Origin of the sequence: Klebsiella sp. JB_Kp042, assembly GCF_040065275.1 — a bacterium.
In the GTDB taxonomy this organism is placed as follows: domain Bacteria; phylum Pseudomonadota; class Gammaproteobacteria; order Enterobacterales; family Enterobacteriaceae; genus Klebsiella; species Klebsiella quasipneumoniae.
Genome location: NZ_JBEAJL010000014.1, coordinates 21,614 through 35,284 on the forward strand (window position 1 = coordinate 21,614; position 13,671 = coordinate 35,284).

Sequence of the window (13,671 nt, forward strand, 5' to 3'; positions counted from 1 at the left end):
CTTATGTCGATTAAGAAGCTCGATGATGGTCGCTATATGGTGGACATTAGACCGCGCGGGGCAGCAGGACGCCGCATCCGCAGGACGTTTGACAGAAAGGCAGAAGCTACCGCGTTTGAGCAATACACGATAGCGAACGCCAGCCAAAAAGAATGGGCTGGTAAGCGCGCCGACCGGCGGCCTTTAAGTGAGTTGCTCGATGCCTGGTGGCGGTACCACGGGCAAAACCATGAAAACGGTAAAAAGGAATTCAATCACCTTTTGAAGACAATAAACGGCCTCGGCGATCCCGCCGTTAGTCGGTTAAGCAAAAGGGATTTAATGGATTACCGCTCAAGCCGTTTGAATGCAGGGATCAAGGCATCAACGATTAATCGTGAGATGTACCGATTATCCGGCATGTTTACGAAGTTAATACAGATAGAGGAATTTAGCGGGCAGCACCCCGTTAACGGGCTTCCACCACTGGCGGAAGAAAACCCGGAAATGACATTTCTGGAGCGGGAAGAGATCAGCAGTTTGTTGAACGTTCTGGAGGGGGATTATCTGTTAGTTGCCCTGTTATGCCTGAGCACTGGCGGGAGATGGTCAGAGGTCGCCACGTTGAAGCGGTCGAATATCGTCAACTGCCGCGTTACTTTCCTGAAGACAAAAAATGGGAAAAAACGGACGGTGCCAATCTCTGAAGAACTGGAAAAAAAGGTGAAAAAAGAGGCCAGCGGAAAGCTGTTCAAAGTGGATTATGAGAGGTTCTGCAAGATACTGCGGGAGGAGAAGCCGGATATCCCGGAAAACCAGGCAACGCATATTCTACGCCACACCTTTGCAAGCCACTTCATGATGAACGGCGGGAATATCATCGCACTGCAACAGATCCTGGGGCATGCGAATATTCAGCAAACGATGGTCTATGCGCACCTGTCGCCTGACTACCTGCAAAACGCGGTGACGTTGAACCCGTTACAGGGGGGAATTGCGGCATAAAGTGCGCCCCGGAGTGTCCATATACTGTCCACACTCCGGGAAATTTGAAAGCGTTCCAAACCTTCACAACTCTTTTTAAGTCGTTGTTTTGATTTGAATACAGAGGTAAGTGATTGATAAAAAAAACCCCCACATCATGTGGGGGAAGACAGGGATGGTGTCTATGGCAAGGAAAACAGGGTTTGTTACTGGGGTTGCAGGGTGTTGCTACTACTCGAAAGCATCATCGCTGAGCCTTTCTGCGTCCTTGCAACCTCACGCAACTGATCCATACGTTGCTGGTGCTTAGCATTTAAAACCGCTTGCTGCTCTGGCGTAAGCAGGTGGTACATCTGGTTGCGGACCTTAGCCATCTCGACCTGGCGAGCAACCTGTTCCTGCGCCATCTTTTCTGCCTGAGCGCGCACAGCGTTTTCATCAAAATTTTCTGCGGTGACAAGGCGATGCATTGTCTCCATTTCGCTAACATTAACGGGGAGCCTGTCGTGGCGTGCCCGTTGCATAAGATCCCGTAACTGCTGACGTTGCTGCTCGGTTAAACTTATGCCGTCAAACATATGGCTCTGGCTACCGCGCTGTCCCCCTTCGTCTCCGGGGAGCCAGTTAACGCTGGTAACGACTTCAGCGGCCTGGCTATATGCACTTAGCGCCAGCGTTGAGGCCATGACGGCAGCGATAACATTGCGCATCACATACTCCCAAAACGTTTGTGTCGCGATTCAACGAGAGACAGTCTACGATTCAGGCTGCAAACATGCGTCAGGGGGTGTAAAACAACGTAAAGTCATGGATTAGCGGGCCTTGATGACGTAATTTCTGCCTCGGAGGTATTTAAACAATGAATAAAATCCTGTTAGTTGATGATGACCGGGAGCTCACCTCCCTGTTAAAAGAGCTGCTCGATATGGAAGGTTTTAACGTGCTGGTGGCCCATGATGGGGAACAGGCGCTGGCCCTTCTGGACGACAGCATTGATTTATTGCTGCTCGACGTAATGATGCCGAAGAAAAACGGTATCGATACGCTTAAAGAGCTGCGTCAGACACACCAGACTCCGGTTATCATGCTAACAGCGCGCGGGAGCGAGCTGGATCGCGTTCTCGGCCTCGAACTGGGCGCAGATGACTATTTGCCTAAGCCGTTCAACGATCGCGAACTGGTGGCGCGTATACGCGCGATTCTGCGCCGTTCCCACTGGAGCGAACAGCAGCAGACGACCGAAGCCGGCTCGCCGACCCTGGAAGTGGATGCCTTAAGCCTCAATCCGGGCCGTCAGGAAGCCAATTTCGATGGCCAGACGCTGGAGCTCACCGGCACCGAGTTCACCCTGCTCTATCTGTTAGCGCAGCATCTCGGCCAGGTGGTGTCACGCGAACATTTAAGCCAGGAAGTGTTAGGCAAGCGCCTGACGCCGTTCGACCGCGCCATCGATATGCATATTTCCAACCTGCGGCGTAAGCTGCCGGAGCGCAAAGATGGCCATCCGTGGTTTAAAACGCTGCGTGGCCGCGGGTATCTGATGGTTTCCGCTTCATGATTGGAAGTTTGACTGCACGCATCTTCGCCATCTTCTGGCTCACGCTGGCGCTGGTGTTGATGCTGGTGCTGATGCTGCCCAAACTGGACTCCCGGCAGATGACCGAGCTGCTGGAAAGCGAGCAGCGTCAAGGCATCATGATCGAGCAGCACGTCGAGGCCGAGCTGGCCAACGATCCGCCAAACGACCTGATGTGGTGGCGTCGTCTGTTTCGCGCCATCGATAAATGGGCGCCTCCGGGTCAGCGCCTGCTGCTGGTCACCAGTGAAGGCCGCGTGATCGGCGCAGAACGCAACGAGATGCAGATCATTCGCAACTTTATCGGCCAGGCCGATAACGCCGATCATCCGCAGAAAAAACGCTATGGCCGCCTGGAAATGGTGGGCCCGTTCTCCGTCAGGGATGGGGAGGATAACTATCAGCTGTATCTGATCCGTCCCGCCAGCACCTCACAATCCGACTTTATCAACCTGCTGTTTGACCGGCCGCTGCTGCTGCTGATCGTCACAATGCTGGTTAGCGCCCCGCTGCTGCTGTGGCTGGCGTGGAGCCTGGCGAAACCGGCGCGTAAGCTGAAAAATGCCGCTGACGAGGTCGCCCAGGGCAACCTGCGGCAGCATCCAGAGCTGGAAGCCGGACCGCAGGAGTTTTTAGCCGCTGGCGCCAGCTTTAACCAGATGGTGACGGCCCTGGAGCGGATGATGACCAGCCAGCAACGGCTGCTGTCCGATATCTCGCACGAGCTGCGCACGCCACTCACGCGCCTGCAGCTGGGCACCGCCCTGCTGCGCCGCCGCAGCGGTGAGAGCAAAGAGCTGGAGCGTATCGAAACTGAAGCGCACCGGCTGGACAGCATGATCAACGACCTGCTGGTGATGTCGCGCAATCAGGCGAAAAACGCCCTGGTGAGCGAGACGGTCAAAGCCAATCAGCTGTGGGGCGAAGTGCTGGACAACGCGGCGTTTGAAGCCGAGCAGATGGGTAAATCGTTCACCGTTGAGTATCCGCCGGGTCCGTGGCCGCTGTACGGTAACCCCAATGCGCTGGAAAGCGCGCTGGAGAATATCGTCCGCAACGCCCTGCGCTACTCGCACACCAAGATTTCCGTCAGCTTCTCAGTGGATAAAGACGGGATTACGGTTAACGTCGATGACGACGGCCCGGGAGTCAGCCCGGAGGATCGCGAGCAGATTTTCCGGCCATTCTACCGGACCGACGAGGCGCGCGACCGCGAGTCCGGCGGCACCGGCCTGGGGCTGGCGATTGTCGAAACCGCTATTCAGCAGCACCGTGGCTGGGTGAAGGCCGACGACAGCCCGCTGGGCGGTCTGCGCTTAACCCTCTGGCTGCCGCTGTATAAGCGGACCTGACGCTGACCCGGCCTGCGCTGCGCCGGGTTACCACCAGGAACGGTCAGGTCGCCCGGGTAAGGCGCTTGCGCCGCTACCCGGGCGACGCTGCGGAAAGCGCCAATATGGGGGAATTATTTCCCCCACAATCGCCGTGAATTATCCTCGATCTTGCCGCTTAAACGGCGCTTCTGCATGGTTCGACTCCAGCTTACCGACAGGCCCGCTGCCGACAATAAGCGGTGGTACTGATCGTCATCAAACGGCATCTGCCAGGCAATCGCCCCGGCCTCATGGACGCTGACATCGCTCAGGCGAGAGACCAGTTCGAGCGGCGCATCGCTGGAGACTTGCCCCCCGGCGATCACCCGGTACAACCAGCCGGTCTTCCCGCTGTTTTGCATCAGCTGCGCCATATCACCGATCGCAAAATGAAAGTTGAGCTTGAAGCAAGGAGAGCGCGGCTGGGTGACCTGGATCAGCGCCTCGCCCCAGCGAAAGATATCGCCAATGTAGACGTTTTGTTCGGTGAGGCCGGTAGTGGAGAGGTTTTCGCCGAACGCCGGGGCGCAGAACCGATCGGCCTGCTGGGGGAATTCACGGATCCAGTCGGCATAGTGTTCGCGCGGATAGTGACACAGCGCGCGGTCCGGCCCGCCGTGTATTTTCTTCTCCGCCTGCTCATCCCCTTCGAGACCGAGATCGCCGAGCTGCAACTCGCCGTCAACCTGGATTTTGCCGATCGCGCTGGGACGACTGCCCGTGTAGTCCCTGATTTTGCCGACAAAGACATTCACCGGATAATGCATGTCTGCTCTCCTTGCTACCGATATAAAAAAAGCGAGCCATCAGACTCGCTTCTCTCTTAGCACATTGCAACCTTATTTTTTGGCGGCAAAACGCGCTGCAGCTTCGTCCCAGTTCACCACGTCCCAGAAGGCTTTGATGTAGTCCGGGCGACGGTTCTGGAATTTCAGGTAGTAAGCGTGTTCCCACACGTCCAGACCCAGGATCGGGAAGCCGGAAGCGCCGGAAATGGCTTCGCCCATCAGCGGGGAATCCTGGTTTGCGGTGGAGACAACGGCCAGTTTGTCACCTTTCAGGACCAGCCACGCCCAGCCGGAACCGAAACGGGTCGCAGCGGCTTTTTCGAATTCCGCTTTGAAGTTGTCCACAGAGCCGAAATCGCGCTCGATAGCCGCTTTCAGGTCGCCCTGCAGGGTGGTACCGGTTTTCAGGCCTTTCCAGAACAGGCTGTGGTTCGCGTGGCCGCCGGCGTTGTTACGCAGTACGGTTTTTTTGTCAGCCGGCAGCTGATCCAGCTTGGTGATCAGCTCTTCAGCGGACAGGTTAGCGAACTCCGGCAGGCTTTCCAGCGCGGCGTTGGCATTGTTCACGTAGGTCTGGTGGTGTTTGGTGTGATGGATCTCCATCGTCTGCTTGTCGAAGTGCGGTTCCAGAGCATCGTAAGCGTACGGCAGGGATGGCAGGGTATAGCTCATAATCATCTCCATTATTGTCGAGCGGCTCAAGTGTTAACGCCGCGTAAGCAGTTTGTCCATTATAGTTAATTAAATGGTATTGAAAATGCTTATCAATGCCGTATTTTTCATATGGATATAACCAGAAGAAATACCCGTCGTTTTGTGATGTAGAACAACTAATTAAGCCCATGGTTGCCAGAGTTCGCCATCCTGTGGCAACGTCCTGAAGGCGGCCAAAGCGGCTAATTTTTACACTCATCGCATCGGAAGCCGCCGTCTCCGATAAAAAAAGATGAGGATAAAATCAATGAACCACGCGATTACGATGGGTATTTTTTGGCATTTGATAGGGGCCGCCAGTGCCGCCTGTTTCTATGCCCCGTTCAAGAAAGTAAAACACTGGTCGTGGGAAACCATGTGGTCGGTCGGGGGGATCGTCTCCTGGCTGATCCTGCCCTGGGCCATCAGCGCCACCCTGTTACCCGATTTCTGGGCCTACTACCGCTCCTTTAACGCCTCCACGCTGCTGCCGGTCTTTCTGTTCGGCGCCATGTGGGGCATCGGTAATATCAACTATGGCCTGACCATGCGCTATCTCGGCATGTCGATGGGGATTGGCATCGCCATTGGCATCACGCTGATTGTCGGTACGCTGATGACGCCGATTATTAACGGTCAGTTTTCGGTGCTGATGCACACCCAGGGCGGTCAAATGACGCTGCTCGGCGTGCTGGTGGCGGTGGTTGGCGTTGGCATCGTCACCCGTGCGGGCCAGCTGAAAGAGCGCAAAATGGGCATCAAAGCCGAAGAGTTCAATCTGAAGAAAGGGCTTCTGCTGGCGGTGATGTGCGGTATCTTCTCGGCAGGGATGTCGTTCGCGATGAACGCCGCCAAACCGATGCATGATGCCGCCGCGGCGCTCGGCGTCGACCCGTTATATGCGGCGCTGCCAAGCTACGTGGTGATTATGGGCGGCGGGGCGCTGGTCAACCTTGGCTTCTGCTTTATTCGTCTGGCGAAAGTGAAGACCCTGTCCGTCAAAGCCGATTTCTCACTGGCCAAACCGCTCATCATCAGCAACCTGCTGCTTTCCGCCCTCGGCGGCCTGATGTGGTATCTCCAGTTCTTCTTCTATGCCTGGGGCCACGCCAGCATTCCGGCGCAGTATGACTATATGAGCTGGATGCTGCACATGAGTTTCTACGTACTGTGCGGCGGTCTGGTGGGTCTGGTGCTGAAAGAGTGGAACAACGCCGGTCGTCGTCCGGTGAGCGTCCTGAGCCTCGGCTGCGTGGTGATCATCATCGCCGCCAACATCGTCGGTCTGGGAATGGCCAGTTAAGCACCGGATCATCTGCCTGACAAAGACGCTCTTCAGGCGGCGGCGCGACTGCGCTGCCGCCACTGCCCCGGCGACATGCCGATTTCCCGGCTGAACACCACCGAAAAGTAGTTGCTGTCCTCAAAGCCGCACTGCATGGCGATATCGCCGATTAAGCGCTCGGTATGCTGCAACAGATACTGCGCATGGCAGATCCGTAGCTGGCGTAAATAGTGATTGATGGTCATGCCGGTTTGCTGGCGAAATTGCTGCCGTAGCGCCCGCTCGCTGCCGCCCTCCTGCTCGCAGAAACGCTCCAGGACAAAGGGTCGGCTCAGGCTGGCCGCCAGCGCGGCCAGCAGTTTGTCCAACAGCGCTTCGCGCTGCGTTGCCGCCAGATTATCCGTTGCGTAGCGATGGCGCTGGAGGGTCAGCGCCAGCTGAGCAAACAGCAGCTCGGCCATCGCATTCCCCTGCGCATCGTGCCGGGAACACTCATGCTCAAGCTGGCTAATTACCTGGCGCGCCTGCGCCATACCGGTGCTGCCCATGCGCCAGTGGGGCTTCCACGGCGTGCCGAAGAGGCCAGGGATCGCCCCCGCCCAGTCGAAATTGAGCTGCAGCCGCTCCGGGCAATAGATGATGTTCTGCAGAACCAGATCGTTAACGGAAGCATAGGAGTGTTTATCTTCGGCGCGAATATAGAACAGATCGCCACGGGTAATGCGCCAGGGACGGTCGTTGAGAACGTGCAGCCCGTTGCCCCGCCACACCAGCACCAGCTCGCAGAACTCATGAGTGTGTTCAGCGAAGACGTTTTGCGGGTAGCGGTCGGCCACCGCCACCGCCTGCGTGGCGGAAGGGAAAAACTCCTCTTTACGTAGAATCAGACCGGCCACGGCTCACACTCCCAACGCGGATAACGGCGCATTATTCGCGTTTTTGGTCCGCAATACGTTGACTCCTCTCGCGTTACTGAAGAATAGCGTCGCGCCCCTGGCGGATATCGCGCGGCGACCAGGAAAACTCGCGGCGAAAAAGCGTCGAAAAGTGGTTACTGTCGCCGAATCCGCAGCGATAGGCGATATCAGTCACGCTTTCATCGCTGTGGCGCAGCAGGTGGCGGGCTTTCATCAGGCGCACCCGGTTGAGATAGCGCTGCGGCGTCAGGCCGGTCTGCTGCTTCAGCTGGCGGTGTAGAGTACGCAGCGACAGCGAAAACTGCGCCGCCACCTCCTCCCAGCAGATCTCCTGCGCAAAATGGTCTTCCAGCCAGGCCAGCAGCTGATTCAGCCGCGCATCGTTGTTGGTGGCCTCTTCCGCAAGGCTGCTTTTCCGCAGCAGCACCAGCAGCTGCATAAACAGGATCTCACGGCTGGCGACGGCATGGGTATCCGTTTCGCTCCCCATGGCCTCCATCTGCGCCACGATATGCCGCACCTGCTGCAGGACCGTCTGGTTCACTCGCCAGTGCGACGGGTAGTTGCCCTCCTGCTCCTGGGGCAGCAGCTGGCTGACCCCGGCGAGAAAACGAAACGCATCCGGCGCGCGATAGAGCACGTTGGTCAGACACAGATTGTCCGTGTGCTCGTAAAGATGCCGGTCGTGATCGCGAATAAAGCAGACCGATCCGCCGCCAATGGTATAGGGCTGGCCATTGAAGACGTGAATGCCCGTGCCCTGCTCCACGATGACAATTTCATGGAAATCATGGTGATGCTCCGGAAAGGCCGACTGAGGGAGGCGGGGTTCAATAGCCACCGTCGAGATCCCGGCCTTAAAGAAATCCGTACTGTGCAATATGGTCATGATGCCACCCTCGTAATGAGAAAAATTATCAGTCACCGGCTGATAGTAATGAAGGGTTGGCTATCCGGCCTTCAATTTTTGACCGCGAAATTCGTAAATCCTGCCGCTTTTTCAAGAATCAGCCGGAAAGATGCGGAACTGCGGACCCCATCACATCCTCCTCACCACCGCCCAAAACCGCAATTTGTGATTTTCCTCACGGTCACCTTTGCTTTCTTGCCAGCGGCCAGTTTCGGCTGTCCGTAGCGAGAAGGTGTTAGTCAGCGCCCTTTTTTAGACTGTGGACAATGATTTTAAGAAGGGTCGTTCCATGAGTATTCGTCATTGTGTCGCCGTCGATTTAGGCGCCTCCAGCGGGCGGGTCATGCTCGCCAGCTATCAGTCCGGGCCGCGCGCCCTGACGCTGCGTGAAATTCATCGCTTCACCAACAGCCTGCAGAAGGTGGATGGCTTCGACTGCTGGGATCTCGATAGCCTCGAAGGCGAGATCCGCCGCGGGCTGGAGAAAGTGTGTGAGCAGGGCATCCTGATCGACAGCATCGGCATCGATACCTGGGGCGTGGATTATGTCCTGCTGGATAAGCAGGGTCAGCGCGTCGGGCTGCCGGTCTCCTATCGTGACGACCGCACCCAGGGCCTGCTACGTCACGCTGAAGAACAGCTGGGCCGGGCGGAGATCTATCGCCGCAGCGGCATTCAGTTTCTGCCGTTTAATACCCTTTATCAGCTGCGCGCCCTGGTGGAGCAGCAGCCGGAGCTGGTCAGTCAGGCCGCCCATGCCCTGCTGATCCCCGACTATTTCAGCTTCCGCCTGACCGGCAATCTGAACTGGGAATATACCAACGCCACCACCACCCAGCTGGTCAACATCCACAGCGATAGCTGGGATGAGACGCTGCTGAACTGGACCGGCGCGCCGCGCGAATGGTTCGGTGCGCCGACGCATCCCGGCAACGTTATCGGCCACTGGATTTGTCCGCAGGGCAATAACATCCCGGTGGTCGCCGTCGCCAGTCACGACACCGCCAGCGCGGTGATCGCCTCCCCGCTGGCCGACCGCCACGCCGCCTATCTCTCCTCCGGGACCTGGTCGCTGATGGGGTTTGAAAGCCTGACCCCGTACACCTGCGACGCGGCGCTGCAGGCCAATATCACCAACGAAGGCGGGGCCGAAGGCCGCTATCGGGTGCTGAAAAATATTATGGGGCTGTGGCTGCTGCAGCGGGTGCTGAAAGAGCAAAACGTCAGCGACCTGCAGGGGCTAATCGCCCGCACCGCCGCGCTGCCGGCGTGCCGCTTCATCATTGACTGCAATGACGACCGCTTTATCAACCCGGCCAGTATGAGCGCCGAGATCCAGGCCGCCTGCCGCGGATCCGGTCAGCCGGTGCCTGACAGCGACGCCGAACTGGCGCGCTGCATTTTCGACAGCCTGGCGCTGCTCTACGCCCGGGTGCTTAACGAGCTGGCGGCGCTGCGCGGCCAGCCCTTCAGCCAGCTGCATATCGTCGGCGGCGGCTGCCAGAACGAACTGCTCAACCAGCTGTGCGCCGACGCCTGCGGGATCGTCGTCGTGGCCGGCCCGACAGAGGCCTCCACCCTCGGCAATATCGGCATCCAGCTAATGACCCTCGACGAGCTGGCCAGCGTCGATGAGTTTCGTCAGGTGGTGCGCGGCAACGCGTCCCTCACCACCTTTACCCCCAATCCTGATAGTGAAATTGCCCGTTTCGTGGCGCAGTTTCAGCCACAACAGACCAAGGAGCTTTGCGCATGACCACTCAACTTGAACAAGCCTGGGAAATTGCTAAGCAGCGCTACGCCGCCGTCGGCGTGGATGTCGAGGAGGCCCTGCGCCAGCTGGACCGTCTGCCCGTATCCATGCACTGCTGGCAGGGTGACGACGTCGCCGGGTTCGAAAATCCGGCGGGAAGCCTGACCGGCGGCATCCAGGCCACCGGCAACTACCCGGGCAAAGCGCGCAATGCTCAGGAGCTGCGCGCCGACCTTGAGCAGGCGCTGAGCCTGATCCCGGGGCCAAAGCGTCTCAACCTGCACGCTATTTATCTGGAATCCGACGCGCCGGTGGCGCGCAATGAGATTAAGCCGGAGCACTTTAAAAACTGGGTTGAGTGGGCGAAAGCCAACAAACTGGGGCTGGATTTCAACCCCTCCTGCTTCTCGCATCCGCTGAGCGCCGACGGCTTTACCCTGTCGCATGCCAATGATGAGATCCGCCAGTTCTGGATCGACCACTGCAAAGCCAGCCGCCGCGTATCCGCTTATTTTGGCGAACAGCTGGGCACCCCGTCGGTGATGAATATCTGGGTGCCGGACGGCATGAAGGATATTACCGTTGACCGCTTCGCGCCGCGCCAGCGGCTGCTGAACGCGCTGGATGAAGTCATCAGCGAAAAATTCGACCCGGCGCATCACATTGACGCTGTGGAGAGCAAGCTGTTCGGTATCGGCGCCGAAAGCTACACCGTCGGCTCCAACGAGTTCTATATGGGCTACGCCACCAGCCGCCAGACGGCGCTGTGCCTGGATGCCGGCCACTTCCACCCGACGGAGGTCATCTCCGACAAGATCTCCGCCGCCATGCTCTACATCCCGCGTCTGCTACTGCACGTCAGCCGCCCGGTGCGCTGGGACAGCGACCACGTGGTGCTGCTGGATGATGAGACCCAGGCCATCGCCAGCGAAATCATTCGCCATAACCTGTTTGACCGCGTGCACATCGGCCTCGACTTCTTCGATGCCTCCATCAACCGCATCGCGGCCTGGGTGATTGGTACCCGCAATATGAAAAAAGCGCTGCTGCGCGCCCTGCTGGAACCGACCGATCAGCTGCGCCAGCTGGAGAACGACGGCGATTACACCGCCCGCCTGGCGCTGCTCGAAGAGCAAAAATCCCTGCCGTGGCAGGCCATCTGGGAGATGTACTGCCAGCGTCACGACACGCCGGCGGGCAGCCAGTGGCTGGACAACGTGCGGGCTTATGAGAATGCGGTTCTGAGCCAGCGCGGGTAATGCACGGGCTTCCCCGGGTCGCGGCTGACGCCTTACCCGGGCGACGAACCGGTAGCCCGGATAAGCCGTTTACGGCGCAATCCGGGGGCACGCACATATTTAGGGTGAGGGGGTCAACCCCTCACCGAATCAACAGGAAAGACAAGACTATGCAGACCATTATCGACGCCTGGTTCGTCCAGGGCATGATCAAAGCCACCTCCGACGCCTGGCTGAAGGGCTGGGACGAGCGCAACGGCGGCAACCTGACGCTGCGTCTGGATGAGGCGGATATCGAACCTTACGTGGCGGATTTCCACGCTAAACCACGCTATATCGCCCTCAGCCAGCCGATGCCAACCCTGGCTAACCAGCCGTTTATCGTCACCGGCTCCGGCAAATTCTTCCGTAATGTCCAGCTCGACCCGGCCGCTAACCTTGGCGTGGTGAAAGTCGACAGCGACGGCGCGGGATACCATATCCTGTGGGGTCTGACGGAGGATGCAGTGCCGACCTCCGAGCTGCCGGCACACTTCCTGTCGCACAGCGAGCGCATCAAACTGACCGACGGCAAGGACCGGGTGATCATGCACTGTCATGCCACCAACCTGATCGCCCTGACCTACGTCCTGGAGAACCACAGCGATCTATTCACCCGCAAGCTGTGGGAAGGCAGCACCGAATGTCTGGTGGTCTTCCCGGACGGCGTCGGCATTCTGCCGTGGATGGTGCCAGGCACCGATGAAATCGGCCAGGCCACTGCGGAAACCATGCAAAAACACTCGCTGGTGCTGTGGCCGTTCCACGGCGTCTTCGGCAGCGGCCCAACCCTGGATGAGACCTTCGGCCTGATCGACACCGCCGAGAAGTCCGCCGAAGTGCTGGTGAAAGTCTTGTCCATGGGCGGTATGAAGCAGACCATCACTCGCGAAGAGCTTATCGCCCTTGGCAAACGCTTCAACGTGCAGCCGCTGCAGTCCGCGTTAGATCTTTATCCATAACAACATCGCGCCCCGCTCACCGAGACGGGGCGAAGCCTCACCTGCAAACCCTACAAAACTGACTCATGTGGAGTAAAAGCAATGAAAACAAAGACAAGCTTGATCCTCACCGTTGCCGCCCTGGCGTTGTCCGGTTCCGCCTTAGCAGAAGTCAAAATCGCCCTCGTGGCGAAATCGCTGGGAAATGGCTTCTTCGAAGCCGCCAACGTTGGCGCCCAACAGGCAGCCAAAGAGTTAGGTGATGTCAAAGTGATCTACACCGGCCCGACCACCACTACCGCCGAAGCGCAGATCGACGTGCTGAACGGGTTGATCGCCCAGGGGGTGGATGCGATCGCCATTTCCGCTAACGATCCGGACGCGGTGGTGCCGGTGCTGAAAAAAGCGATGCAGCGCGGCATCAAGGTGGTCTCGTGGGACTCCGGCGTGGCGCCGGCAGGCCGCCAAATCCATCTTAATCCCTCCAATAACGCCTTAATTGGCGAAACCAACGTCAAGCTCGCCGCCGATGCGCTGAAGGGGCTGAACGTTGAGAAAGGCGAAGTGGCCGTGTTAAGCGCCACCCCAACCTCCACTAACCAGAACATCTGGATTGAGGAGATGAAAAAGGTGCTGCCGCAGTATCCGTCCGTACACCTTGTCACGGTCGCCTACGGTGACGATCTGTCGGATAAAAGCTACCGCGAAGCGGTGGGCCTGCTGAAATCATATCCGGACCTGAAAGTCATTGTTTCGCCTTCGTCGGTGGGGATCGTTGCCGCCGCGCAGGCGGTGAAGGACCAGGGCAAAATCGGCAAAGTGTATGTCACCGGGCTGGGGCTGCCGTCGGAAATGGCCGGCGCGATCAAGTCTGGCGCCAGCAAAAGTTTCGCCATCTGGAACCCGATTGACCTGGGCTACGCCGCCACCTATCTGGCCGACGATTTAGTCAAAGGCACCGCGACCAAAACCGAAGCCAGTATGGGCAAGCTGGGCAAAGTGAAGCTGGATGCCGAGGGGAACGGCGCGATGGCCGAGCCGTTTGTCTACGATGCGAGCAACATCGATAAGTTCTCGAAGATTTTCTAACCCTTGTTCCCTCACCCCGGCCCTCTGCGCGATGCGGCCAGCGGGCGCCGGACCGTTCCCTCTCCCCTTTGGGGAGAGAGTTAGGGTGAGGGGCGATTTTACGGAG

Annotated in this window: 13 protein-coding genes; 8 read left to right on the top strand and 5 right to left on the bottom strand. The window is 58.3% G+C overall.

Translation table 11 applies throughout. The features are described from left to right. Nucleotides 1–3: 3 nt before the first annotated feature. Nucleotides 4–984: a tyrosine-type recombinase/integrase gene (locus ABLV54_RS03985; protein WP_348813682.1), complete on the top strand. Its 981-nt coding sequence runs from the start codon at nucleotides 4–6 to the stop codon at nucleotides 982–984. 185 nt (nucleotides 985–1,169) lie between these two features. Here ABLV54_RS03985 and cpxP read toward each other — a convergent pair whose 3' ends face one another. Next, entirely contained in the window at nucleotides 1,170–1,673 is a 504-nt protein-coding gene (gene cpxP / locus ABLV54_RS03990) for a cell-envelope stress modulator CpxP (protein WP_023291526.1), read from the bottom strand. Nucleotides 1,674–1,822: 149 nt separating this feature from the next. On the opposite strand from cpxP, the gene cpxR reads away from it, so the two are divergent. After that, complete coding sequence (cpxR, locus tag ABLV54_RS03995) at nucleotides 1,823–2,521, top strand: envelope stress response regulator transcription factor CpxR (protein WP_004203671.1); 699 nt, start codon at nucleotides 1,823–1,825, stop codon at nucleotides 2,519–2,521. Then, nucleotides 2,518–3,891 (top strand): envelope stress sensor histidine kinase CpxA, encoded by a 1,374-nt coding sequence (cpxA, locus tag ABLV54_RS04000; protein WP_008807874.1) that lies wholly within the window; start codon nucleotides 2,518–2,520, stop codon nucleotides 3,889–3,891. Before cpxR ends, cpxA begins: the two co-directional genes overlap by 4 nt. 113 nt (nucleotides 3,892–4,004) lie before the next feature. Here the strand turns inward: cpxA and yiiM are convergent, their stop codons facing one another. Continuing rightward, nucleotides 4,005–4,679, bottom strand: coding sequence for a 6-hydroxyaminopurine reductase (yiiM, locus tag ABLV54_RS04005; protein WP_044520917.1), 675 nt, complete (start codon nucleotides 4,677–4,679; stop codon nucleotides 4,005–4,007). 72 nt (nucleotides 4,680–4,751) lie between these two features. Continuing rightward, complete coding sequence (gene sodA, locus ABLV54_RS04010) at nucleotides 4,752–5,372, bottom strand: superoxide dismutase [Mn] (protein ID WP_004203668.1); 621 nt, start codon at nucleotides 5,370–5,372, stop codon at nucleotides 4,752–4,754. Between the two features lie 289 nt (nucleotides 5,373–5,661). Between sodA and rhaT the strand changes: the two genes are divergently transcribed. Further along, entirely contained in the window at nucleotides 5,662–6,696 is a 1,035-nt protein-coding gene (rhaT, locus tag ABLV54_RS04015) for an L-rhamnose/proton symporter RhaT (protein WP_023291524.1), read from the top strand. A gap of 32 nt (nucleotides 6,697–6,728) precedes the next feature. Here the strand turns inward: rhaT and rhaR are convergent, their stop codons facing one another. After that, nucleotides 6,729–7,574 carry an HTH-type transcriptional activator RhaR gene (rhaR, locus tag ABLV54_RS04020; RefSeq protein WP_004203666.1) on the bottom strand — a complete coding sequence of 282 codons (846 nt, stop codon included), beginning with the start codon at nucleotides 7,572–7,574 and terminating at the stop codon, nucleotides 6,729–6,731. Between the two features lie 73 nt (nucleotides 7,575–7,647). Then, nucleotides 7,648–8,484, bottom strand: a complete 837-nt coding sequence (gene rhaS, locus ABLV54_RS04025; protein ID WP_004203665.1) for an HTH-type transcriptional activator RhaS — start codon at nucleotides 8,482–8,484, stop codon at nucleotides 7,648–7,650. A 310-nt stretch (nucleotides 8,485–8,794) separates the two neighbouring features. Here rhaS (ABLV54_RS04025) and rhaB point away from each other — a divergent pair, with 310 nt between their 5' ends. The 4 genes from rhaB (at nucleotide 8,795) to rhaS (ABLV54_RS04045) (ending at nucleotide 13,565) form a co-directional block, all read left to right on the top strand. Beyond that, nucleotides 8,795–10,261, top strand: coding sequence for a rhamnulokinase (gene rhaB, locus ABLV54_RS04030; protein ID WP_050534178.1), 1,467 nt, complete (start codon nucleotides 8,795–8,797; stop codon nucleotides 10,259–10,261). Beyond that, nucleotides 10,258–11,517, top strand: a complete 1,260-nt coding sequence (locus ABLV54_RS04035; protein ID WP_032454470.1) for an L-rhamnose isomerase — start codon at nucleotides 10,258–10,260, stop codon at nucleotides 11,515–11,517. Before rhaB ends, ABLV54_RS04035 begins: the two co-directional genes overlap by 4 nt. Before the next feature lie 149 nt (nucleotides 11,518–11,666). Further along, complete coding sequence (rhaD, locus tag ABLV54_RS04040) at nucleotides 11,667–12,497, top strand: rhamnulose-1-phosphate aldolase (protein ID WP_050534179.1); 831 nt, start codon at nucleotides 11,667–11,669, stop codon at nucleotides 12,495–12,497. Between the two features lie 81 nt (nucleotides 12,498–12,578). Continuing rightward, nucleotides 12,579–13,565 (top strand): rhamnose ABC transporter substrate-binding protein, encoded by a 987-nt coding sequence (gene rhaS, locus ABLV54_RS04045; RefSeq protein WP_050534180.1) that lies wholly within the window; start codon nucleotides 12,579–12,581, stop codon nucleotides 13,563–13,565. The last annotated feature ends 106 nt before the right edge of the window (nucleotides 13,566–13,671 follow it).

Bases quoted from the DNA above. Each gene is read 5' to 3' on its own strand.
- ABLV54_RS03985 (WP_348813682.1), top strand. From the start codon at position 4: ATGTCGATTAAGAAGCTCGATGATGGTCGCTATATGGTGGACATTAGA.
- cpxP (WP_023291526.1), bottom strand. From the start codon at position 1,673: ATGCGCAATGTTATCGCTGCCGTCATGGCCTCAACGCTGGCGCTAAGT.
- cpxR (WP_004203671.1), top strand. From the start codon at position 1,823: ATGAATAAAATCCTGTTAGTTGATGATGACCGGGAGCTCACCTCCCTG.
- cpxA (WP_008807874.1), top strand. From the start codon at position 2,518: ATGATTGGAAGTTTGACTGCACGCATCTTCGCCATCTTCTGGCTCACG.
- yiiM (WP_044520917.1), bottom strand. From the start codon at position 4,679: ATGCATTATCCGGTGAATGTCTTTGTCGGCAAAATCAGGGACTACACG.
- sodA (WP_004203668.1), bottom strand. From the start codon at position 5,372: ATGAGCTATACCCTGCCATCCCTGCCGTACGCTTACGATGCTCTGGAA.
- rhaT (WP_023291524.1), top strand. From the start codon at position 5,662: ATGAACCACGCGATTACGATGGGTATTTTTTGGCATTTGATAGGGGCC.
- rhaS (WP_004203665.1), bottom strand. From the start codon at position 8,484: ATGACCATATTGCACAGTACGGATTTCTTTAAGGCCGGGATCTCGACG.
- rhaB (WP_050534178.1), top strand. From the start codon at position 8,795: ATGAGTATTCGTCATTGTGTCGCCGTCGATTTAGGCGCCTCCAGCGGG.
- ABLV54_RS04035 (WP_032454470.1), top strand. From the start codon at position 10,258: ATGACCACTCAACTTGAACAAGCCTGGGAAATTGCTAAGCAGCGCTAC.
- rhaD (WP_050534179.1), top strand. From the start codon at position 11,667: ATGCAGACCATTATCGACGCCTGGTTCGTCCAGGGCATGATCAAAGCC.
- rhaS (WP_050534180.1), top strand. From the start codon at position 12,579: ATGAAAACAAAGACAAGCTTGATCCTCACCGTTGCCGCCCTGGCGTTG.